The organism is Sandaracinobacter sp. (assembly GCF_041909755.1).
Lineage (GTDB): Bacteria > Pseudomonadota > Alphaproteobacteria > Sphingomonadales > Sphingomonadaceae > Sandaracinobacteroides.
On record NZ_JAYRCW010000024.1, the window covers coordinates 1 to 21,023 of the forward strand.

General features: G+C 65.0%; 25 protein-coding genes. 11 read left to right on the plus strand and 14 right to left on the minus strand.

What is annotated here, in order from left to right; all coding sequences use genetic code 11:
- On the minus strand, positions 1-275 hold a 275-nt coding region (locus ACE3O8_RS05200), incomplete at its 3' end, for a DUF2189 domain-containing protein (RefSeq protein ID WP_374387497.1).
- A 322-nt stretch (positions 276-597) separates the two neighbouring features.
- On the opposite strand from ACE3O8_RS05200, the gene ACE3O8_RS05205 reads away from it, so the two are divergent.
- Positions 598-1,215, plus strand: coding sequence for an SOS response-associated peptidase (locus ACE3O8_RS05205; protein WP_374387499.1), 618 nt, complete (start codon positions 598-600; stop codon positions 1,213-1,215).
- Positions 1,216-1,350: 135 nt separating this feature from the next.
- Here ACE3O8_RS05205 and ACE3O8_RS05210 read toward each other — a convergent pair whose 3' ends face one another.
- The 5 genes from ACE3O8_RS05210 to ACE3O8_RS05230 form a co-directional block, all read right to left on the minus strand.
- A complete protein-coding gene (locus tag ACE3O8_RS05210; RefSeq protein ID WP_374387501.1) occupies positions 1,351-2,223 on the minus strand; it encodes a hypothetical protein in 873 nt (290 codons plus the stop codon).
- 16 nt (positions 2,224-2,239) lie between these two features.
- Positions 2,240-3,064 carry a HipA family kinase gene (locus ACE3O8_RS05215; RefSeq protein WP_374387503.1) on the minus strand — a complete coding sequence of 275 codons (825 nt, stop codon included), beginning with the start codon at positions 3,062-3,064 and terminating at the stop codon, positions 2,240-2,242.
- A gap of 69 nt (positions 3,065-3,133) precedes the next feature.
- The gene (locus ACE3O8_RS05220) at positions 3,134-4,183 is read right to left on the minus strand and encodes a ribonucleotide-diphosphate reductase subunit beta (RefSeq protein ID WP_374387504.1); all 1,050 of its coding nucleotides are present in this window, start codon (positions 4,181-4,183) and stop codon (positions 3,134-3,136) included.
- A 157-nt stretch (positions 4,184-4,340) separates the two neighbouring features.
- The gene (locus ACE3O8_RS05225; RefSeq protein ID WP_374387506.1) at positions 4,341-4,589 is read right to left on the minus strand and encodes a hypothetical protein; all 249 of its coding nucleotides are present in this window, start codon (positions 4,587-4,589) and stop codon (positions 4,341-4,343) included.
- 288 nt (positions 4,590-4,877) lie between these two features.
- Positions 4,878-6,746: a ribonucleoside-diphosphate reductase subunit alpha gene (locus ACE3O8_RS05230; RefSeq protein WP_374387508.1), complete on the minus strand. Its 1,869-nt coding sequence runs from the start codon at positions 6,744-6,746 to the stop codon at positions 4,878-4,880.
- A gap of 395 nt (positions 6,747-7,141) precedes the next feature.
- Here ACE3O8_RS05230 and ACE3O8_RS05235 point away from each other — a divergent pair, with 395 nt between their 5' ends.
- The 8 genes from ACE3O8_RS05235 (at position 7,142) to ACE3O8_RS05270 (ending at position 13,330) form a co-directional block, all read left to right on the plus strand.
- Positions 7,142-8,659, plus strand: a complete 1,518-nt coding sequence (locus ACE3O8_RS05235; protein WP_374387510.1) for a fumarate hydratase — start codon at positions 7,142-7,144, stop codon at positions 8,657-8,659.
- Between the two features lie 34 nt (positions 8,660-8,693).
- Positions 8,694-8,933, plus strand: a complete 240-nt coding sequence (locus ACE3O8_RS05240; RefSeq protein WP_374387512.1) for a hypothetical protein — start codon at positions 8,694-8,696, stop codon at positions 8,931-8,933.
- Entirely contained in the window at positions 8,878-9,792 is a 915-nt protein-coding gene (locus ACE3O8_RS05245; RefSeq protein ID WP_374387513.1) for a hypothetical protein, read from the plus strand. The genes ACE3O8_RS05240 and ACE3O8_RS05245 overlap by 56 nt, the downstream gene beginning before the upstream one ends.
- A complete protein-coding gene (locus tag ACE3O8_RS05250) occupies positions 9,756-9,905 on the plus strand; it encodes a hypothetical protein (protein WP_374387515.1) in 150 nt (49 codons plus the stop codon). Before ACE3O8_RS05245 ends, ACE3O8_RS05250 begins: the two co-directional genes overlap by 37 nt.
- Positions 9,906-9,971: 66 nt before the next feature.
- Positions 9,972-10,541, plus strand: a complete 570-nt coding sequence (locus tag ACE3O8_RS05255) for a hypothetical protein (protein ID WP_374387517.1) — start codon at positions 9,972-9,974, stop codon at positions 10,539-10,541.
- A gap of 91 nt (positions 10,542-10,632) precedes the next feature.
- Positions 10,633-11,631: a DUF1214 domain-containing protein gene (locus ACE3O8_RS05260; RefSeq protein WP_374387519.1), complete on the plus strand. Its 999-nt coding sequence runs from the start codon at positions 10,633-10,635 to the stop codon at positions 11,629-11,631.
- A gap of 114 nt (positions 11,632-11,745) precedes the next feature.
- Positions 11,746-12,267, plus strand: a complete 522-nt coding sequence (locus tag ACE3O8_RS05265; protein ID WP_374387521.1) for a RidA family protein — start codon at positions 11,746-11,748, stop codon at positions 12,265-12,267.
- Between the two features lie 4 nt (positions 12,268-12,271).
- A complete protein-coding gene (locus ACE3O8_RS05270) occupies positions 12,272-13,330 on the plus strand; it encodes an MBL fold metallo-hydrolase (RefSeq protein WP_374387523.1) in 1,059 nt (352 codons plus the stop codon).
- Here ACE3O8_RS05270 and ACE3O8_RS05275 read toward each other — a convergent pair.
- Positions 13,317-14,597, minus strand: coding sequence for a serine hydrolase domain-containing protein (locus ACE3O8_RS05275; RefSeq protein WP_374387524.1), 1,281 nt, complete (start codon positions 14,595-14,597; stop codon positions 13,317-13,319). The two genes, ACE3O8_RS05270 and ACE3O8_RS05275, sit on opposite strands and share 14 nt — an antisense overlap.
- A gap of 124 nt (positions 14,598-14,721) precedes the next feature.
- On the opposite strand from ACE3O8_RS05275, the gene ACE3O8_RS05280 reads away from it, so the two are divergent.
- The gene (locus ACE3O8_RS05280) at positions 14,722-15,354 is read left to right on the plus strand and encodes a glutathione S-transferase family protein (RefSeq protein WP_374387526.1); all 633 of its coding nucleotides are present in this window, start codon (positions 14,722-14,724) and stop codon (positions 15,352-15,354) included.
- A 28-nt stretch (positions 15,355-15,382) separates the two neighbouring features.
- Here ACE3O8_RS05280 and ACE3O8_RS05285 read toward each other — a convergent pair whose 3' ends face one another.
- The 5 genes from ACE3O8_RS05285 to ACE3O8_RS05305 form a co-directional block, all read right to left on the minus strand.
- Positions 15,383-15,688, minus strand: coding sequence for a hypothetical protein (locus tag ACE3O8_RS05285; RefSeq protein ID WP_374387527.1), 306 nt, complete (start codon positions 15,686-15,688; stop codon positions 15,383-15,385).
- A 1-nt stretch (position 15,689) separates the two neighbouring features.
- Entirely contained in the window at positions 15,690-15,887 is a 198-nt protein-coding gene (locus tag ACE3O8_RS05290) for a toxin-antitoxin system HicB family antitoxin (RefSeq protein WP_374387529.1), read from the minus strand.
- 12 nt (positions 15,888-15,899) lie between these two features.
- Positions 15,900-16,778: an SPFH domain-containing protein gene (locus ACE3O8_RS05295; RefSeq protein ID WP_374387531.1), complete on the minus strand. Its 879-nt coding sequence runs from the start codon at positions 16,776-16,778 to the stop codon at positions 15,900-15,902.
- Between the two features lie 61 nt (positions 16,779-16,839).
- Complete coding sequence (locus ACE3O8_RS05300; protein WP_374387533.1) at positions 16,840-17,592, minus strand: hypothetical protein; 753 nt, start codon at positions 17,590-17,592, stop codon at positions 16,840-16,842.
- Between the two features lie 22 nt (positions 17,593-17,614).
- Entirely contained in the window at positions 17,615-18,883 is a 1,269-nt protein-coding gene (locus ACE3O8_RS05305; RefSeq protein ID WP_374387534.1) for an amino acid permease, read from the minus strand.
- Positions 18,884-19,030: 147 nt separating this feature from the next.
- Between ACE3O8_RS05305 and ACE3O8_RS05310 the strand changes: the two genes are divergently transcribed.
- Positions 19,031-19,429 carry a disulfide bond formation protein B gene (locus ACE3O8_RS05310; protein ID WP_374387536.1) on the plus strand — a complete coding sequence of 133 codons (399 nt, stop codon included), beginning with the start codon at positions 19,031-19,033 and terminating at the stop codon, positions 19,427-19,429.
- A gap of 7 nt (positions 19,430-19,436) precedes the next feature.
- Here ACE3O8_RS05310 and ACE3O8_RS05315 read toward each other — a convergent pair whose 3' ends face one another.
- Together ACE3O8_RS05315 and fsa are read right to left on the minus strand one after the other, a co-directional pair.
- Complete coding sequence (locus tag ACE3O8_RS05315; protein WP_374387538.1) at positions 19,437-20,342, minus strand: tyrosine recombinase XerC; 906 nt, start codon at positions 20,340-20,342, stop codon at positions 19,437-19,439.
- On the minus strand, positions 20,342-20,995 hold the full coding sequence (gene fsa, locus ACE3O8_RS05320; protein ID WP_374387540.1) for a fructose-6-phosphate aldolase: 654 nt from the start codon (positions 20,993-20,995) through the stop codon (positions 20,342-20,344). The genes ACE3O8_RS05315 and fsa overlap by 1 nt, the downstream gene beginning before the upstream one ends.
- Positions 20,996-21,023 lie beyond the last annotated feature (28 nt).

Below are 21,023 nucleotides of genomic sequence, written 5' to 3' on the forward strand. Positions count from 1 at the left end.
CGGCGGCTGACTTCATAGAGGCCGACGGCGGTGAAGGGGGCGACGAGCGGGAAGCCCGCGGCGGCCAGCACCAGCCAGCCCGGTTCCCCCCGCGTGAAGAGCGCATAGTGAAGCGCATAGCCGGCGACGATGTACACGGCGGCGAAGAAGAGCCCATAGGCGGGATGGGCGCGGAAATCCGCCCAGCCGGCCACCAGCGCCGAGCCGAGATCCGCCAGTTGCAGATTGGCGGCGACCGAAACCGGTGCGACCGGCGCCTGATCCAGATCAGCCATTGCCCTTCCCTTCCCCTTCTTCACCGGCCCTCCCCGGCCGGGCGCGGTTGCCGCGCATGTCCGGGATGATGGCATGGGCAGCGGGGGCGGAACTTGATCTGGATCAGGCAGGCAAAAGGCGGGCCTGGCCGCCGATAACCAGATTGGTTGTTCCACGTGGAACATTTCCCTACACTTTGTTTTCAACGGGATAGGGGCAAAAGCTGTTGGATTTGTTGGATTTGTTCCACGGATTCGTCCCTGTTGCGGCCGGGCGGGCGGCCGCTGTTGATCCGGGCCGTGCGGGGGATATGCTGGGGGCGGTCGAGGGGGCGGTGGGACCATGTGCAACCGATATCGCAATGATCTGCGGAAGCTGGAGAACTGGGGATCGGACGACCAGTTTTCCGAAACGCGGATCAATCCGTTCCGGGGCCGGGTGAGCGAGGAGATGTATCCGGACCGGGTGGGACTGACCGGGCGGCTGGATTCGCGCGGTGGATTGGTGCTGGATGCGATGCGCTGGGGGTTTCCGCCGGTTCAGGGGCGGGTGGTGACGAATGTGCGGCACCCGGACAAGCCCTTCTGGCGGCCCTGGCTGGGGGCGGAATGGCGGTGCCTGGTGTTCGTGAGCGAATTTGCCGAATGGTCCCCCGGGCCGCCGAAGGGCGACCGCTGGTTTCATATGGAATCGGGCGAGCCCTTTGCCTTTGCCGGGATCTGGCGGCCCTGGCACGGCACGCGGGGGCCGAAGAGCGCGCCGGAAACGGGGGACCACCGGCTGTTCGCCTTTCTGACGACGGAGCCGAACGCGGTTGTGGCCCCGATCCACCCCAAGGCGATGCCGGTGATCCTGGACCGGGCGGATTGGGACCAGTGGCTGACGGGATCGGTGGAAGAGGCGTTGGAATTGCAACGACCGGAGGCGGCAGGGCCTAGTGCGATAGCACTAGCGGACTGACTCGCCGCAGGTCCGGCCGGCGGGGCGGCGCAGCGGAACCCGACCGACGAGCGGGCTTTGCCCGCAATCTTTCTTGTTTCTTCTGGGGCTGGGGGCGGACTCGGCGGCTTTGCCGCCGGCCGCTCGGTGTTAAAGCTAGTTGAGGTTGAACCGAGCTTGTTTGCTTGTTTGGACGTACACATCGTCCGCCACCTTCGCGGCTCTCTCTACTGGAGTCGCCAACGCAGAGATGTAAGAAACAAGTTTTATTCTATCAGACATAGAATGCCAATTTACCAATTCAGCACCGTTACGTTCTGCAAGGCTCAGTGCATCTGAGGCAAGTGACTCTAGATGGGAGGCCGCCTGGTAAACCAGTTTAGGCTTTGTTTCTGCGCCATCGAAAAGTATTTTCGCCTGCTCAAATAGGAAGTTGGACATCGCGATGTCCGTGACCACCTTCCTTAGCGACGTTTCGGGATTTATAGCATCCACTGTCTCAATGATGTGCATCGCGCCATTCTTGAGAACTAAGTCTGCCAACAGGCCCTCGGCTAGCTTCATGTTGGGAACAACGCGATGAGATTCTAGGCCCTCATCCTTAAGAGCCAAAACGCCCTTCATTCGGAGTGTCTTTTTGAGGTCAGTCAATACCTTTGAAGACTTTCCTTTGTTGCGCTGTCCCCTTGACGCTTCTGGTTCGACAAGGCTCTGCATAATTTGAGAAATACGATATTCGTACTCGCTCTGATTAATAGCCTCAAAAGAGCCAAAGGCTGTGAAAGCAAATGGGGTCAACTGACAAATTCGATCTGCCCGCGCACTGGCCGTTTCATGACCTTCCTCGCGTGCATAGCTGTCAATTTCCGGCAGGCTCTCAACTGATGATCTAAGGCGGTCTATGTCCACTGCCGCCGATACCGCCCGAACTTTGTCCAGCCTCCGGCCAATGTGGATAATAAGTTCGTCCAGTCCAAATACTGCAAGACCCACGTTTAGGCGCTCGTTCCGCAAGGTGTCAGAACGCATCTGTACGACGGCAAAGCTATAGCAGCGAACCATCCCTCAACCCCTGACGGATTGCGGACAACCGCACCTCAAAGCCACGTTTTCTCCAGACCTCAACGATGGCTCCTTTGCTCGATGCGTTCATCCATTCTGCGGGAGCGTCATTCAGAATATCTGAAATGGCACTCTCAGGTACGCCCGCTAGCCGGTCGACCATTTCGAGCGACGCGTCGAGGAAAAATCCATGGGCACGGCGCAGGAATCGACCGTCAGTGACGGTAGGACTCTGTGGGCCAGGAAACCTCTCCGATGCAAGCGACATGATGTCTGCGGATGCGAAATCTATCGGCCGCAGGGTGCGGCGACCGGGCGGTCCGTTTAGGATGAAATTATGCAGACCACGGTCGGGGTTGTTTGCAAAGAGGTCCAGGGCAGTGATGCCAGAGAGAAACCGGCCCATCCTTTCGATTGGAGCGCCAATTTCATCTCTCTGCGGCGTGCTCAGGTAATGCATCGCGTCATTGTCATCCGCAGTGGAAGGCGACATCAGAGAACCGAAAACCCGATTTCCATTCCTCTGAACCAAAACCCGACACTCGGGTACCGGCACTCCGAGGTGGCCCGCCAACCTCGTAAAGAACCACTCGGTGGCTCGAATAGCACGCCCGTTCTTATCGTCCTTACAAAAGTATGTACCGCCCTCCTTCGCATCGCACCGGAAGGCGATATCTTGCCCCTTTGTTACGTAGTATTCCGTGCTAACAGCCAGCTCGAACGGAAGAGTTGGGGCATGTTCATCAAGCAGAGGATTAGCAAAGCGCGAGCCCGAACCAGATGACATCAGGGAGTACCTGTCCTTCATGAAACCGAAAACTCCTGTTCATGTAGTAAGTGGCCGGACTCCCCAGACGACCACAAGACGCGTGCGCTATTATTCAGCCGCCCCAACCCCACCCAGCAAATCCGGCCCGCCAGCCACATCGTTCGCGACGACCTCAACCTTCGCGCTCTGCCGGCGATCGAAGTTCTCCCATACCTCGTTCCAGTTCCCCTTGGTCGCGGCCTTGGAATATTCCGTCGCGCGGGTTTCGAAGAAGTTGGCGTGTTCCACCCCGTTCAGCAGCGGTTGCAGCCAGGGCAGCGGGTGTTCATCGATCAGGTAGATGGGTTGCAGGCCCAGCTGCTTCAGCCGCCAATCCGCGATGAAGCGGATGTATTTCTTGATTTCCTTCGCCGACATGCCGGGCACCGGGCCCATTTCGAAGGCGAGATCGATGAAGGCGTCTTCCAGACGGACCGTCTTCTGGCAGATGTCGCTGATGTCATCCCGCACCGATTTCGTGAGGCACTGGCGTTCGGCGCAGAAGGCGTGGAACAGGCGGGTGATGCCTTCGCAGTGGAGGCTTTCATCGCGCACCGACCAGCTGACGATCTGGCCCATGCCCTTCATCTTGTTGAAGCGCGGGAAGTTCATGAGCATGGCGAAGCTGGCGAAGAGCTGGAGCCCTTCGGTGAAGCCGCCGAACATCGCCAGCGTGCGGGCGATATCCTGATCGCTATCCACGCCGAAGGTGGCGAGATAATCATGCTTGTCCCGCATTTCCTTGTAGCTGAGGAAGGCGGAATATTCGGATTCCGGCATGCCGATCGTATCGAGCAGGTGGGAATAGGCGGCGATGTGCACCGTTTCCATGTTGCTGAACGCGGTGAGCATCATCTTGATTTCGGTGGGCTTGAACACCCGGCCATATTTTTCGTGGTAGCAATCCTGCACTTCCACATCGGCCTGGGTGAAGAAGCGGAAGATCTGCGTGAGCAGGTTGCGCTCATGCTCGTGCAGTTTCTGCGCCCAATCGCGGCAATCCTCGCCCAGCGGCACTTCCTCTGGCAGCCAGTGCAGCTGTTGCTGGCGTTTCCAGAAATCATAGGCCCAGGGGTATTCAAAGGGCTTGTAGACGCGGCTGGCTTCGAGAAGGGGCATGGGCGGTTATCCTTGGGAATGCGAGAACGAATATAGAACAGAGAGCCGCCGCCGGGAAGGGGCCGGGCGGCCCTTCAGCGGCTTCAGGCGGCGCATGCGCGCGAGCCTGAGGAGCGTGGCGGTGGCGAGAACGGCGTGGCGGCGGCGGGGGGGCATGTCAGCGACCGGCCTGCGCCGAGGTGGGCGCGCTGGTGAGAAGCTGGGTGACCGTAGCAACCGTGAGGGCGGCGAGCGCGAACAGGGCGATATCGCGGGCGATGCGGGATTTGCGCTTCGCGCGCGGTTGCGATGCGGTGCGTGCGAACGGAGAGGTCGCCCCCTCTTCCCAGCCCTCCCCCCCGCGGGGGGAGGGAGCGGGGGCGGCGCTGCCCTGCACGGCCGAGGCCCGGTTTGCGGTTGGCGTCATGTCAGGCGGCCTGTGCGCGGGGAGTCGTCGGACGGAGACGCGTTCGACGGCAAAGCCGCCGAAGCGGCTCCGCCGGCCGACGCTGCGGCGAGTCCGCGAGATAGCGCTGCGCGCTATTCGCGGCCGCCTTTGCCTGGGGAGTCGTCGGACGGGCTTCGGGCATGCCGAAAGCGGTCGGCAAAGCCGCCGCTTGCGGCTTGCCCGAACCCGCCGGCCGGTCGCTGCGGCGAGTCCGCAGGCCTTCGCACGATTGCTGCGCAATCCTGCTCCAGGCTGCGGCCGCCTTTGTTACTGACATGCCAGGCACTCGTCGTAGTTTGTCACCGTCACTTCGATCTGTCGGAGTTCGGGCGTGTTGTCGGACTCGACGGCGCCGGCGAAGCCTGCGCGCTGGATGCTCTTGGAGCGGAGGTAATAGAGCGATTTGATGCCCAGTTCCCAGGCGCGGAAGTGGAGCATGAGGAGATCCCATTTTTCCACGTCGGCCGGGATGAACAGGTTCAGCGACTGGGCCTGATCGATATAGGGCGTGCGATCGCCGGCGAGTTCGAGCAGCCAGCGCTGATCGATTTCGAAGGCGGTCTTGAAGGTGGCCTTTTCATCGGGGCTGAGGAAATCGAGGTGCTGGACCGAGCCGCCCTGTTCGAGGATCGAGTTCCAGACGGCGTCGGAGTTCTTCGCCTTTTCGATGAGCAGCTTTTCCAGGAACGGGTTCTTCACCGCGAAGCTGCCGGACAGCGTCTTGTGGGTGTAGATGTTCGCCGGGATCGGCTCGATACAGGCGCTGGTGCCGCCGCAGATGATGCTGATGCTGGCCGTGGGGGCGATCGCCATCTTGCACGAGAAGCGCTCCATCACGCCGCGTTCTTCCGCATCGGGGCAGGCGCCGCGTTCGGCGGCGAGCAGCATCGAGGCTTCGTCCACCTTGGCGCGGATGTGGCGGAACATCTTGTTGTTCCACGCCTTGGCGCTGGCGGATTCGAAGGGGATGTTGCGGGCCTGATAGAAGCTGTGCAGGCCCATGACGCCGAGGCCGACAGAGCGTTCGCGTTCGCAGCTGTACTTTGCGCGCGCCATCTCCTCTGGGGCGCGATCGATATAATCCTGCAGGACATTGTCGAGGAAGCGCATCACATCCTCGATGAAGCGGGGGTCCTTGTTCCACTCGTCCCAGGTTTCGAAGTTGAGGGAGGAGAGGCAGCAGACGGCTGTGCGGTCGTTGCCGAGATGGTCCTTGCCGGTGGGCAGGGTGATTTCCGAGCAGAGGTTCGAGGTGGAGACCTTGAGCCCCAGTTCCCGGTGATGCTTCGGCATGTTGTCGTTCACATGGTCGATGAAGACGATGTAGGGCTCACCCGTCTGGAGGCGGGTTTCGACCAGCTTCTGGAACAGGGCGCGGGCATCGACCTGGCCGCGCTTTTCGCCCGTCTTCGGGGAGACGAGATCGAATTCGGCGCCGTTGCGGACCGCTTCCATGAAGGCGTTGGTGACGAGTACGCCATGGTGGAGGTTCAGCGCCTTGCGGTTGAAATCGCCCGAGGGTTTGCGGATTTCCAGGAACTCCTCGATCTCGGGGTGGGAGATATCGAGGTAGACCGCCGCCGATCCACGGCGGAGCGAGCCCTGCGAGATGGCGAGCGTGAGCGAATCCATGACGCGGACGAAGGGGATGATGCCCGACGTCTTGCCGTTGAGGCCGACGGGTTCGCCGATGCCGCGCACGCGGCCCCAATAGGTGCCGATGCCGCCGCCGCGGGCGGCCAGCCACACATTTTCGTTCCAGGTGCCAACGATGCCCTCCAGGCTGTCGGACACGGAGTTCAGGTAGCAGCTGATGGGGAGGCCGCGCCCGGTGCCGCCGTTGGAAAGGACGGGGGTGGCGGGCATGAACCAGAGGTTGGAGATGTAATCATAGAGGCGCTGGGCGTGTTCGGCATCGTCGGCATAGGCAGCCGCGACGCGGGCGAACAGATCCTGGCAGCCTTCGCCGGGCAGCAGGTAGCGATCCTTCAGCGTTTCGATCCCGAACGCCGTGAGGCGGGAATCGCGCGACGGATCCGTCGTCACCGGGAAGCGGGGACCATAGATCGCGTGGCTGTCTGGCTTGGTGGCTGCGACATCGCCTTCGGGTGGCGTTTCGCTGCGCTGGAAATCCATCATCGTCCCCTCTGACTCGATTCTTGTTCCGGGCGGGCCGGATGGTTCAATCCGGATGCCCGTTATAGGTTGTCCCGCCTGATTCCGGCACCCCCCACGCTGTTGCCGCGAAGCGGATGGAGCCGAACCAGGCACAATTTGTTGGGGTGTGTTCGCGACCCCCCATACAAGGGATAGTGCCACGTCCGTCCGCCCGCGCAAGCGGATTTTTATGACACGGCATTGCGGATCGGCCCTTGCCCCGGCGCTTATGACACTGGTGTGAAAGGCGGGAATTGGCCAGCGGGGCGATGCGTTCGCGGCACTTCTCCCCCAATCCATGCACAGCTTTTGGCGGGGTTGGCATCCGGAGCGGGCGGCGGCTAGAGCGCGGGGCGACGAAGGAGACTGGGACGATGGCGCTGATCCGGGCCGAGGATGTGATCGAAAGCGTGGCGGATGCCTTGCAGCACATCAGCTATTTCCACCCGCTGGACTATATCGAGGCGCTGGGCCGGGCCTATGAGCTGGAAGAGAGCCCGGCGGCGAAGGACGCGATTGCGCAGATCCTGACGAACAGCCGCATGTGCGCCGAAGGGCACCGGCCGATCTGCCAGGATACGGGAATCGTCGCCGCCTTCGTGAAGGTGGGTATGGGCGTTCAGTGGGACGGCACGATGACGCTGGACCAGATGATCAACGAGGGCGTGCGGCGCGGTTACGGCCATCCGGACAACAAGCTGCGCGCCTCCATCGTGGCGGACCCTGCCTTTTCCCGGGTGAACACGCGGGACAACACCCCCGCCGTGATCCATGTGGAGATGGTGCCGGGCGATCATCTGGAAATCGCGCTGGCGGCCAAGGGCGGCGGATCGGAGAACAAATCCAAGTTCGTGATGCTGAACCCCAGCGATTCGATTCCGGACTGGGTGGAAAAGACCGTGCCGCTGATGGGCGCGGGATGGTGCCCGCCGGGCATGCTGGGCATCGGCATCGGCGGCACCGCCGAAAAGGCGATGGTGATGGCCAAGGAAGCGCTGATGGGGCCCATCGACATGGCCGAACTGAAGGCGCGCGGGCCGAACAGCCGGACGGAGGAACTGCGGATCGAGATTTTCGACCGGGTGAACGCGCTGGGGATCGGGGCGCAGGGCCTGGGCGGCCTGAGCACGATTCTGGACGTGAAGATCCTGGAATATCCGACCCATGCGGCCTCCAAGCCTGTCGCCATGATCCCGAACTGTGCGGCGACGCGGCATGCGCATGTGCATCTGGACGGATCCGGCCCGGCCTTCCTGCCGGCGCCCGACCTGAGCAGGTGGCCCAAGGTGGACTGGAAGCCTTCGCCCGAAGCGGTGCGCGTGGACCTGGACAGCCTGACGCCGGAGATTGTGGCGGGCTGGAAGCCGGGCGACCGGCTGCTGCTGAACGGCAGGATGCTGACGGGGCGCGACGCCGCGCACAAGCGGATGACGGACATGCTGGCCAAGGGCGAAAAGCTGCCGGTGAACTTCACCAATCGCGTGATCTACTATGTGGGGCCGGTGGACCCGGTGCGCGACGAGGTGGTGGGCCCGGCCGGGCCGACGACCGCGACGCGGATGGACAAGTTCACCGAAACGATGCTGGCCGAAACCGGGCTGATCGCGATGGTGGGCAAGGCGGAACGCGGGCCTGCGGGCATCGAGGCCATTGCCAAGCACAAGGCGGCTTACCTGATGGCGGTGGGGGGTGCGGCCTATCTGGTGGCGCGGGCCATCAAGGGGGCGAAGGTGGTGGCCTTCGAGGACCTGGGGATGGAAGCCATCTACGAGTTCGAGGTGAAGGACATGCCGGTGACGGTGGCGGTGGATTCGGCGGGGACTAGCGTGCATGCCACCGGGCCGGTGGAGTGGGCGAAGCGGATTGCAGAGAAGCGGCTGGAGGTGGCCTAGGGGCGTGCTCGTGTAACCAGGGGGTCAATGTTTCATGAGTCTTGTTGAGTCGCTTGCCACCGCCCGCACCGAGGAAGACGTCAAGGACGCCTATATCAAGGCGCTTGGCCTCAAGGGCGTATTCAAGGGACTGGTCGATATCCAGACCCCGGAAATCTGGTTCGAGGCCAAGGAAGCTGCAACTGCGCCGCTGCTGATGTTCGCGCAGCTGCTCACCTATGTCCGCGCTGCCCGCAAACCCGGCCTTCGCCGGGGCCGAGATTTTCCAGTATGACTACCTGAACGACGATGTGACCGATTTCGGCGAGATCGATTACGACCTGTCGGGCAAGGTGCCGATGGCGCTGCGGCAGGCGATTGCCGATGCGCGCGAGGGCAAGAAGGGCGCGAAGCCTATTCTGGTGCTGATCAATCCGCCTTATGCGGAGGCGACTAGCGGCGGCGTTTCCGTCGCTCGTGCTACAAGTAGCAACAAGCTTGGTGTGGCAAATACCCGGTTCGCTAATGCAGCAATGGCTTCATATGGCAAGGCCAGCAATGAGCTCTACACACAGTTCGTGGCGCGAATTGACCAAGAGCTACCGAGCGCGACGCTCGCCATGTTCAGCACCCTTAAGTACTTAAGCGCGCCAACCTTGAACGATTTCCGCTGCGTATGGAAAGCTTTGTTTCTCGGCGGTTTTGTTGTCCACAACCGGTGCTTCGAAGGCCTTCAGGGCGATTTTCCGATCAGCTTTTTGATTTGGGATACTAGCAAAGGCGAATCTATCAGCGACGTGACGACCGACGCGCTGGATAAGGATGGAAACATCGTCGGTGAAAAGACCTTCCTAAATTACGATGGCAATCCGCTCCTAACGGATTGGGCGGTGCGCCCCCAATCAAATCGTGAACCTGCCGTTCCTCTGAAAAATGCGATTGTACCCGCAACAGCCACGAAAGATCTTCGTGGGGATCGTTGGTCGGATGGGGCGGTGGCTTGGCTAAATTGCGCAGGCAACGATCCGCAAAACGCTAGCACCAAGACGATGCTTTTTTCCTCCGGGTGGGGGTTTCGCCGGGGGCGGCGCTGGCGTGCGAGGATTCCGCGAACGGGGTGCGCTCTGCCGCGGCGGCGGGGGTGCCGGTGGTGATGGTGCCCGATCTGCTGCCGCCGACGGCGGAGTTGCGGGCGCTGGCACATGCGGTGGCGCCGAGCCTGCATGACGTGCTGGCGGCTTTGAAGGGCCGGGCCGCATTGGCCTGAGCAGGACAATCCTGCCCGGATGCCGTGGTAGGTAGGGCCGATGTGTGGGGTGAGGGAGGCGACGAGATGCGGCGAATTCTGACGTGTCTGACTGTGGGCGGGCTGACGCTGGGGGGCGTGGGGACGGCAGGATATGCGCAGACGGCTGCGCCGGCACCTGCCCCGCCTGCGGTGGCGGCCCCGGCGCCTGCCCCGGCTTCGGCGGCCCCGGCCAAGACGCCGCAGCAGGCCAAGGACGAGAGCGAGTGCCAGATGGCCGCCACGCAGGCGACCGGCTATATCCCGCCGGCGCCGGGCGCTGCCCCGGCCCAGCCGGCGCAGGCCGCGCCACAGGGGCATCATGGCCAGCGGCTTGGCGGGGCCGCGCGCGGGGCGGCCGCCGGGGCGGTGGTGGCCGAGGTGCAGGACAACAACTATCCCAACGCGCCGGGCGAGGTGAAGGACGAGTATCGGGAAAACCAGGTGCAGACCGGCGCCGCGGTGGGGATGATGGCGGGCGGCGCGCGCAAGCGGCAGGACCGGCGGCAATCGATGGCCGCGCAGCAGCAGGCGCAGGCGCAGGCCGCGCAGAAGCAGCAGGCCTGGACGCAGACCTATAAAGGCTGCCTGACGCAGCGGGGCTATAAGGTGGGCTGAGCAGGTGGGGACTGGGCGCCCACATGGGCGCCGACAGACCGGCCTGGCGTGCGTTTACTGCCTGCGGACGCGTGTGGAAGGAGAGAGGGGCATGATTCGAGCGACTGTTCTGGCGGCCATCGGCCTTGCGCTGGCGGCACCGCTGGCGGCGGCGGTTCCGGTGACGGTGGAGAATTTCAAGCGGGCGGAAACCGAGGCGTATCTGGGGAGCTATGCCAAGCGCTATGGCGTGGGCACCCTGGGGCATGACCGGGCGGCGCCGCCCGATGCCGGCCAGCCGGTGATCCGGATGAACCGGGACACGCTGTACAGCTTTGCAATCCTGGACCTGACGTCGCCTGCGACGATCGTGAAGCCCGATACGGGCAAGCGGTTCCAATCGATGATCGTGATCAACCAGGATCATTATGTGAAGGGCGTGTCCTATACGCCGGGGCGGACCGAGCTGACGAAGGACAATGTCGGCACACGCCATGCCCTGGTGCTGTTCCGCACCTTCTTCAACCCGGATGACCCGAAGGATGTGAAGGCGGCACATGCGGCGCAGGACGGCATCCAGCTGATCCAGGCGGACAAGGGCAAGCTGGAGCTGACCGATTTCGATCAGGCCCAGCGCGAGAAGCTGCATACATTGCTGAACGAGATGGCGCTGTTTTCGCCGGACACCTCGAAGGCGTTCGGGGATGCGGGCGAGGTGGACCCGGTGCAGCACCTGATCATGACCTCTGCCGGATGGGGCGGCAACCCGCGCAAGGACGCGATCTATCTGAACGAGGTGGTCGCCGCGAACGACGGGACGACGCCGCACATGCTGACGGTGGGCAAGGTGCCGGTGGACGGCTTCTGGTCCATCACGGTCTATAACGAGAAGGGCTATTTCGAAGCGCCGGGGAGCGCGGCCTCCATCAACAACCTGACCGCCAAGCCGAACAAGGACGGCACGGTGACGGTGAGGTTCGGGGGCGATCCGAAGGCGCCCAACTATCTGCGGATCATGCCGGGTTGGAACTATATCGTGCGGCTCTACAAGCCGGGCGAGCCGATCCTGGACGGCAGCTTCAGCTTCCCGAAGGCCGTGCCGGCAAAGTGATTGGGGCAGAGGGCGGCCGTGTGGGTGGCGCCGGGCTGGTGGCGCGCGCGGCGCCTGAGCCGTTTGCGGCGGCGACCGCCCTTCCCTAATGTCGGCCGGCAGAAGGAGAGCGCGATGCGTGGACATGCGGGACTTGCGGCAGCGGTGATGATGGCGGTGGCCGTTTCGGCCCCCGGCAAGGCGGAGACGCCCGAACAGCGGCTTGCTGCAAAGGGGCATGTGCTGCCGTCGCCCGTTGCGCCGGTTGCGACCTATGTGACCAGCGCGCGTGCGGGGAACCTGCTGTTCCTGAGCGGGCATGGGCAGTGCGGCACGCAGGCGAATGGAAAGCTTGGCGCCGGGCTGTCCGTTGCGCAGGGGCGCGATTCTGCCGAAAAGGTCGGGCTGTGCATGCTGGCGACCATCAAGGCATCGGTGGGCGAGCTTTCGAAGGTGAAGCGGTTTGTGCGCATCCTGGGCTTCGTGAATTCCACCCCGGAGTTTACCCAGCATCCACAGGTGATGAATGGCTTTTCGGACCTGATGGTCGTGGCTTTCGGCGAGGGCGGCAAGGCGCCGAGGAGCGCGGTGGGAGCGCCCAGCCTGCCGATGAACATCCCCGTGGAAGTGGAAGCAGTGGTGGAGCTGGTGGACTGACGCGATGGGCTGGCTGCGCAATGGCCTGATCGGAGCCGGGCTGGTGGCGGGCGGCCTGTTGCTGGCCGGCATGGCGCTGGATCCGGGGCCTGTCGACCGGCCGGTTTCGGATCATTTCGATGGCGAGCGCTTCAGCCTGCCGGGCGGGGCCGAGATCGGCGACAAGGATCTGGCCGATTTGCTGCGCTGGCAGCGCACGCGCGAGCCTGCACCCTGGCCGGAGCAGGTGGCGGTGACGCCCGCGATCCCCGCGGCGCGGGTGGCGGGCGATGCGATCATTGCCACCATGGTGGGGCATGCGACCGTGCTGGTGCAGACGCAGGGGCTGAACATCCTGACCGACCCGATCTGGCGGGATCGGGCGAGCCCGGTGGACTGGGCCGGGCCGAAGCGGGTGGCGGCGCCCGGCGTTGCGTTCGACGACCTGCCGCGCATCGACCTGGTGCTGCTGAGCCATGGCCATTACGACCATATGGACGTGCCCACGCTGAAGCGCCTGTGGGAGAGGGACCGGCCGCTGATCCTGGTGCCGCTGGGCCATGGCCGGATGCTTGCCGAAGCCGGAATCGAGGCGCGCGAGCTGGACTGGGGCGAAGCCGTGCCCATGGGGCCGCTGACGGCGGTGGCCGAGCCTGTCTATCACTGGTCTTCCCGCTGGTTCCTGGACCGCAACCGGGCGCTGTGGGCGGGGTGGACGCTGGTGGCGCCGGGGGGCAACATCTTCTTCGCGGGGGACAGCGGCTATGGCGACGGAGCCTATTTCCGCGCGGTGAGGCGGCATGGCCCGGTGAGGCTGGCGCTGCTGCCGGTAGGGGCCTATGAACCGCGCTGGTTCATGTCAGAGCAGCACATGAATCCGGCCGAGGCGGTGCGGACGCTGGCGGACCTTGGCGCGGAGCAGGCGCTGGGGCTGCACTGGGGCACATTTCAGCTGACGGACGAGGCGCGCGACGCGCCGCCTGCAGAGCTGGCGGCGGCGCGCGATGCGGCGGGCGTGGCGGCGGCACGGTTTCCGGCGCTTGCCCCCGGCGAACAGCTGGCGATGGACGCTAGCGCCGGCTGAGCTTCGCTGCGACCGCATCATAGGCGGGCATGGTGACCGGGTTGATGGCGCGGTTCGTTGCAATGGGGTGGCTGGCGAAGCGGGCGATCACCAGTTCGGCCTTGGGATCGATGTAGATTCCCTGCCCGTGGACGCCGACCGCCATGGTCTGCCCGCCGGCGCGATGCCACCATTGGCTGGAATAGCTGCCGCCTTCGATCCCGGGATATTTCGTGTTGGCGAAGGCCGCCGCATCGCCCGGCGACAGGATTGCGCCGACGACGGCGGGGGGCAGGATCTGCCGCCCGTTCCAGCGGCCGCCCTTGCGGATCATTTCCCCGAACCGCGCCATGTCGAGCAGCGCTGCGTTCAGGCCGCCGCCGCCAAAGGCGGTGCCGATCCTGTCGACATTGAGGGTGGCATCCTGTTCCATGCCCATCGGTTTCCAGAAGCGTTCGGACATCTGCGCGGCGAGCGGCGCACCGCCCACCCGTTCGACCACCCATTGCAGCGCCATCGTGTTGGGCGTGCGATAGACGAAATCGCCGCCATGCTGACCGTTCGCGCCAAGGCCGGCGGCGAAGGCGAAATTGCCCGTGGGGCCGGTGAACCCCGGCTGGCTGGGGGCCATGCCGGTGGCAAACGCCATGCGGTTCACATCCGAGAGGCCCTGCCCGGCATAATCTTCGGAAAAGGCGATTGCCGTGCGCATGTCGAGCAGTTGACGGAGCGTGGCGTTGCCGAAGCCGGACGCCGCCAGTTCGGGGACATAGCTGGCCACCGTGCGGCCTTCATCCAGCCGGCCTTCGTGGATGAGAAGTTCCGCCAGCGTGCCCACGAAGCTTTTGGTGACGGACATCGCGATGTGGCGGCCGTGCGGGCCGAAGGCGCCCGCATAGCGTTCATAGACGATGCGGCCGCGATGAAGGACGACGATCCCGTCGGTGTAGTTGGCGTCGAAGGCTTCGCCCCATGTCATCGGCTTGCCGGCGAGCGTGGTGAAGGCGACGGCATCGAGATCGGTGCGGAGCGCCCGTGGCAGCGGCGACACCGGCCCTTCGCGCGCGATCGGGGCGGTTGGGACGAGCGCCTGCTGGTTGGAGAAGGCCCAGCGGGTTTTGGGGAAGATCCACATGGAGCCATCGTCCCAGCGAACCTGCCGTTCGGCGGGGACCGGGCTGCCCTGCATCAGGCCGGCGGCTGCCGGATCCGTCTGCGCGGCGGTGGGCGGCGACTGGGCGATGGCGGGCGCGGCGGCGAGCAGCGCCGCGGTTGCGCGGATGAGCATGATGGAACCTCCCCCGAAATCCTTGTTGCCGGCAGGCTAGGGCCGGACACGTCGAGGTGCAAGACGGGCTGGCGACTCAGCGCTGTTCCGGTTATGTTCCTATTTGCAACAGGAGGCGCAGGGCATGTCGGGGATCATTTTCTACACCAATCCGCAGTCGCGCGGGCAGACGGTCCGCTGGATGCTGGAGGAGTTGGGCGAGCCCTATGAGACGGTGCTGCTGGACTATGGGACGACGATGAAGTCGGCCGGGTACCTGGCGATCAATCCGATGGGGAAGGTGCCCGCGATCCGGCACGGGCGGCATATCGTGACGGAGGGCGCGGCAATCTGCGCCTATCTGGCCGATGCGTTTCCGCAGTCGGGGCTGGCGCCTGCGCCTTTGGACCGGGCGGCCTACTACCGCTGGCTGTTCTTTGCCGCCGGGCCGGTGGAAAGCGCGATGCTGGATCATTTCCGCAAGATCGTGCCGGAGGGCGAGCAGAAGCTGATGGCGGGCTATGGCAGCTGGGAGGATGTGCTGAACGCGCTGGAAATCGCCGTGGCCGACACCGAGTGGATTGCCGGTGACCGGTTTTCGGCGGCCGATGTCTATGCCGGCTCTGCGATCGACTGGCCGGCGAAGTTCGGCATGATCCAGCCGACACCGAAGATGGCGGCCTATCTGGAGCGGCTGCGGGCGCGCCCGGCCTATGGGCGGGCGAAGGCGATCGACGCGGAGCTGATTGCGGCCGCAAAGGCGGCGGCAGACGGTTAGCGCCGACGGGCGGGGACGGGGGCCGCCGTCAGTCCTCGCCGTTGCGCCAGCGCCAGCCGCCCCTTGTCTTGCGGGCTGCGATCAGCAGGAACAGCGCCGTCAGGGCGAGGATGGCGATGAGCCGTCCGGCGTTGGGGAGGCCGTTTGCGGGCATGGCGAGGCCGGTGACCGCGAGCAGGAAGGCAGCGAGGAGCCCCCAGCCCTGCCAGCGCAACGGCAGGCCGGCGCCGATGCCGTGACGCTTTGGCGCGAACCAGGCTTCGGCATCGTCCGGCGCGGGCGGGCGGCGGTTTGCGCCTGGGCGGGCCTGCCTGGCTGGGCGGTTGGTTGCCATTTCAGATGTCCTTCTGTGGCCGGCCGCGCCGGACGGGGGCGGCATCGGCCAGTTTCACGCCCCGCCGGGCGAGGCCTTCGCGGATGAGAAGTTCGATCTGGGCGTTCACCGAGCGCAGTTCGGCGGCTGCCGTGCGCTCGACCGCGGCATGCAGATCGGGCGCGAGGCGCAGCAGCAGGGACTTGCGGGCTTCGGGCACAGACCCCCTCCCCTATTGGTAGAGGGTGCCGGTGTTGACCACGGGCTGGGCGTTCTGATCGCCGCAGAGCACGACCATCAGGTTCGAGACCATGGCGGCGCGGCGTTCATCATCCAGCGTGACGACGTCCTTCTCGCTGAGCAGGCCCAGCGCCATTTCCACCATCCCGACAGCGCCTTCGACCAGCGTCTTGCGGGCGGCGACCACGGCTTCGGCCTGCTGGCGGCGGAGCATGGCGCCGGCGATTTCCGGCGCGTAGGCAAGGTGCGTGAAGCCGCATTCATCCACCGTGATGCCGGCGACCGCGAGGCGGGATTTCAGCGCCTGCTTCAGTTCGGCGCCCACTTCTTCATGGTGGCCGCGCAGCGTGACGTCATGATGTTCGAAATCATCATAGGGATAGCGGGCGCCGATCGCGCGGATCGCGGCCTCGATCTGGGCGAGGACGAACTCGCGGTAATCATCCACGTCGAAAAGGGCCTGCGCCGTATCGGTGACACGCCAGACGACCTGGGCCGCCATCTCGATCGGGTTGCCGCGCAGGTCGTTCACCTTGATCTGCTGCGAGATCAGGTTGTTGGCGCGCAGGCTGATCTTCTTCCGGGTCATCCAGGGCCAGGTCCAGCGCAGGCCTTCGGTGCGATCGGTGCCGCGATAGGCGCCGAACAGTAGGATGGCGGCGGCCTGGTTGGGCTGGATCATGTAGAAGCCGGAGAGGATCAGCAGGAGCAGCAGCCCCGTCGGCACGAGGGCGATCGGTGCGCGGGCGAACACGGCCATCAGCGCAAGGGCGAAGGCGATCGCCGCAATGGCCAGCATCGCCAGCCCATTGTGACTGGTGGCCGGGGATTCGCGGCTGGCCGCGAGCTGGGGAACAGACGAATCGGACATTTTGCCTCCCGTAAACTGATATTAAATTGATATCAGTTTATTCGGGCGGCGCAAGCGCGATTCAGCCCCTTGGCGCGAGGCTTGCGAACGCGGAAGTGAAAGAGGCCCAGCCGGCCGACGGACCGAGGACGAGCGGCAGGAGGATGACGAGCATCGTGGCGCCCGAAACAAAGATCGTCGCCGGATGCAGCCGGCCGAGGCTTTGCCTGTCGTGCAGGGCGAGCGCGCCGAAGAAGACGAACCAGACGACGAGCCCGGGCGGAATCGCCACGAAGACGGGCGGCGGGCCGACTGCGTCGGGCGGGGTGAGCGCAACCTGGAACCAGCGCGCAACGGCGGCCTGAAGCAGCGGCACGCTGGCGCCAAGGAGCAGCCGGCGATGGACATCGGGCTTGCGGACATTCCGGATCGCCAGCGTGAAGAGAATGGCGAACCAGGCGATGCCGGTGAGCGAGACGCTGGAGAAGGCCCGGGCCTGCGGCTCCATGCCGATACGGGCGGCGGCGACATAGCTGTTCTGGACGGCAAGCAGCACGGAGATGACCATGGCGGTTGCGACCGCGATGCCGAGCAGGCCCCACTGGCGGTGATCGGCCGTGCGGTTGGTGGCGACCAGCCAGCTCTGCCACAGGAACAGAAGATTCCAGGCGACGAAGATCGCGCCGTGGATGTGGAGGATCGGTGGAAAGCTGCGTCCGGCGGCCATCGGCAGCCAGTAGGTGGGGGCAAAGCCCGTGAGCGCGATCAAGAGCGCAAGGGCGGCCATCCATAGGAAGAAGCGGCTTCGGCGATGCGCGTTGGCGATGCTGGCCATGGCGGAAACTCCCCCGATGCGTTCAGTTGGCGGTGGCGGCCATGCGGCGACGCCAGGCAATCAGGATGGCCGTGAGGGCGGCGGTGGCGATGCACAGGAGGGCGGCGACCATCATGTCTTTCAACGGCTGCGCGGCCAGCAGGCCGACACAGAAGAGGACGGAGGCAATGCCGGTGGCACGGGGCAGGCCGCTGCGCGTTTTCGCCAGCGCCACCCCGGCGAGCACAAGCGACAGGATGCTGGTTGTGACCAGCGCGGTTGCCAGGACACCGAACTGGCTGGCGACGTTGGGGGATGCCGTGAAGAGCGCGATTGCGGATGCGATCACGCCGACGGCGATGTTGGTGCCGCTGCGCGACAGGCTGCCGCCGGCAACCTGGCGCTTCATCACAACGACGCATTCCACGGTTTCCAGTTGCAGTGCCCCCAGCGTGCCGGCAGCCTTTGCGGCGCCGCACACGGCGACCAGCATGGCCGCCACGGCGCCCAGCAGCACGGCGGTTGCATCCGCGAACGGCGCCGCGGATTTCGCGAGCGTCGCCGCCGGGATCAGGCCGGACACCACGGTTGTGGAGGCGATGTAGATGAGGGTGGAGAACAGGATGCCGCACACGGTTGCGATGGGCACGTTGCGGCGGGGATTTTCGATCTGTTCGCGGACGATGGAGGCGTTCTCCAGGCCGAGATAGGCCATGAACAGGATGAGGGTGGCGGACATGGCGGCCGAGGCGTTGGATTTGCCGGAGATGTTCCAGCTGCTGCGAAAGATCTCTGCATCGAACTTGCCCCAGCCCAGCGTGGCGAGGAGGATCAGCGGCACCAGCCCGACAACCAGCGAAGCGGTGCCGACGCTGGCGATCAGCCGTGCGCCGCGCCAGGACACCGCGACAAAGATCCAGATATAGGCGTGGGTCAGCGCGATGGTGGCGGTGTTCGAGGACAGGGCGGGAAAGAGGAAGCTGGTGTAGCCGGCAGCGGCGACCGCCACCATCGGCAGGCTGATGAGCATCGAGATGACGAACAGGATGGTGGAGACGAGACCGGCGACCGGGCCCAGCACATGGGCGATCGAATCCAGGTAAGTGCCATGGGGTTCATCTCTGGACAGGATGGCGAGGGTCAGCCCGATCAGAAGGGCACCGATGGCGGCAATGACCCAGCCGATGACGGAGATGCTGCCGATGGCGGCGACCGTGGCGGGCAGCATGAAGATGCCCGAGCCGATCATCGTGGTCGCCACCAGGAACGTGCCCGCCACCGGGCCGATTTTCGCCCCAGACCCTGCCTTCATGCCGGCCCCCCTCAAGGCCGGAGACTATGGGATTGGCAGAAGATGGCAAGGGGGGTGCCGGAAGGGACTTGCAGGGCCTTGGCCGCGCGTTACGGTGCGCTATGTTCCGTGCCTGCCGGGCATGGGGATGAAACGGGGGGGGCCAGGATGGGGACGCTTTCAGCGATTTTGCAGAACAGGCGGATGGTGGCGGCGTTCGTGCTGCTGGTGGTGCTGGGCACGTTGGCGCTGGACATTGCCGGGCTCGTTCATCCCTGCCCCTATTGCCGGGTGCAGCGGTTCGCGCTGGGCGTGCTTTCGATCATCCTGCTGCTGAAGGGCTATGACCGGCTGCTGCCGCGCTATGTCGCGGCGGTGACGGGGCTGATGGGGCTGGTGGTAGGGATGACCCAGAACTTCAACCATATCAAGAAGATGAATGCAGGCGAGTTCGACTGGTCTGCGGTGAGCATCGGACATCCCTGGGTGCTGTCCGGGCTCGCCGTGCTGACGCTGGTGTGGCAACTGTTCCTGATCTTCGACATGGATCGCGCCCCGGCGCGGTAACGGCTGCCTAGCCCCGGGGGTGGGCGCTTCGGTACACGTCCAGCAGCCGTGCGGTATCCACGCTGGTGTAGATCTGGGTGCTGGCGAGGCTGGCGTGGCCGAGCAGTTCCTGAATGGTGCGGAGATCCGCGCCGCGCGCCAGCAGGTGGGTGGCGAAGCTGTGGCGGAGGGCGTGAGGGGTGGCGCTGTCGGGCAGGCCCAGCGCGACGCGGGCCTTGCGGAGCGTGGCGCGCAAGACCGCATCGTTGAGCGGGCCTCCCTTCGCGCCGCGAAACAGGGCCTGATCGCGCGCGGGGGCGTAGGGGCAGAGTTTCAGATATTGATCGATGGCGTCGCGCACGGCGGGAAGTAGGACGATGGTGCGGGTTTTCCGGCCCTTGCCGGTGACCGGGAGCGTTTCGCCCAGCGGCAGGATCGCGCCGGTCAGCGACATCGCCTCCCCTATGCGGAGGCCCGCGCCATAGAGGAGGAGGAGGACGGCGGTGTCGCGCGCCTGGAGCCAGGGCTCGTCGTGGAACTCGCCCGTGGTTTCCGCAAGCGCGCGGGCATCCACCGGAGAGATGGGGCGCGGCAGGCCCTTCCGGACCTTGGGGCTGGCGACGCCTTCCAGCCCGCCGAGGCGGAGGCCGTGGCGTTCCCTGAGGTAGCCGCCGAAGGTGCGGATGGCGGACAGTTCGCGGGCGGCGGACGCATTGGACAGGCCTTCCGCGCGCCGGGCGGCGAGGAAGGCGCGAATGTCGGCGGCGTCCAGCGATTCCAGCAGGGCGGAATCGGCCGGGCGGCCGTGCGCATGGTTCAAGTGCCCGAGGAAGCGATCGAGCGTGGCGCGGTAGGCGCGCAGGGTGTGGGCGGAAAGGCGGCGCTCGTTGGCGAGGCTGGCGAGCCAGGCGCTGACGAGGCCGCCTGCATCCATCAGGCGATCTTTTCGCCGGTTTTCGCCCAGTCAGCCAGGAATTGTTCGAGGCCGCGTTCGGTGAGCGGGTGCTTTGCCAGCCCCTTCAGCACGGCGGGCGGGGCGGTGACCACGTCTGCGCCGATCTTGGCGGCCTGCAGGATGTGGATCGGGTGGCGCACCGAGGCGACGAGGATCTCTGTCTGATAGTCGTAATTGTCGTAGATGAGGCGGATATCCTCGATCAGGTCCATGCCGTCGAAGCCGATATCGTCGTGACGGCCGACGAAGGGCGAGATGAAGCTGGCGCCGGCCTTGGCGGCGAGCAGCGCCTGATTTGCCGAGAAGCAGAGGGTGACATTGACCTGCGTGCCTTCCGACGTGAGGCGGCGGCAGGCCTTCAGGCCATCCATCGTCAGCGGCAGCTTCACGCAGACATTGGGGGCGAGGTTGCGCACGACATCGGCTTCGCGGAGCATGCCATCGAGATCGAGGGCGACGACTTCGGCGGAGACGGGGCCATCGACCAGACCGCAGATTTCCTTCACCACCTCCAGGAACTTCCGGCCCGACTTGTGAATGAGGCTGGGGTTGGTGGTGACGCCATCGAGAAGGCCGGTGGCGGCCAGATCGGCGATTTCGGCGACGTCGGCGGTGTCGACGAAGAATTTCATGGGTGCATCCTTGGGGCTTGAGGTTGAG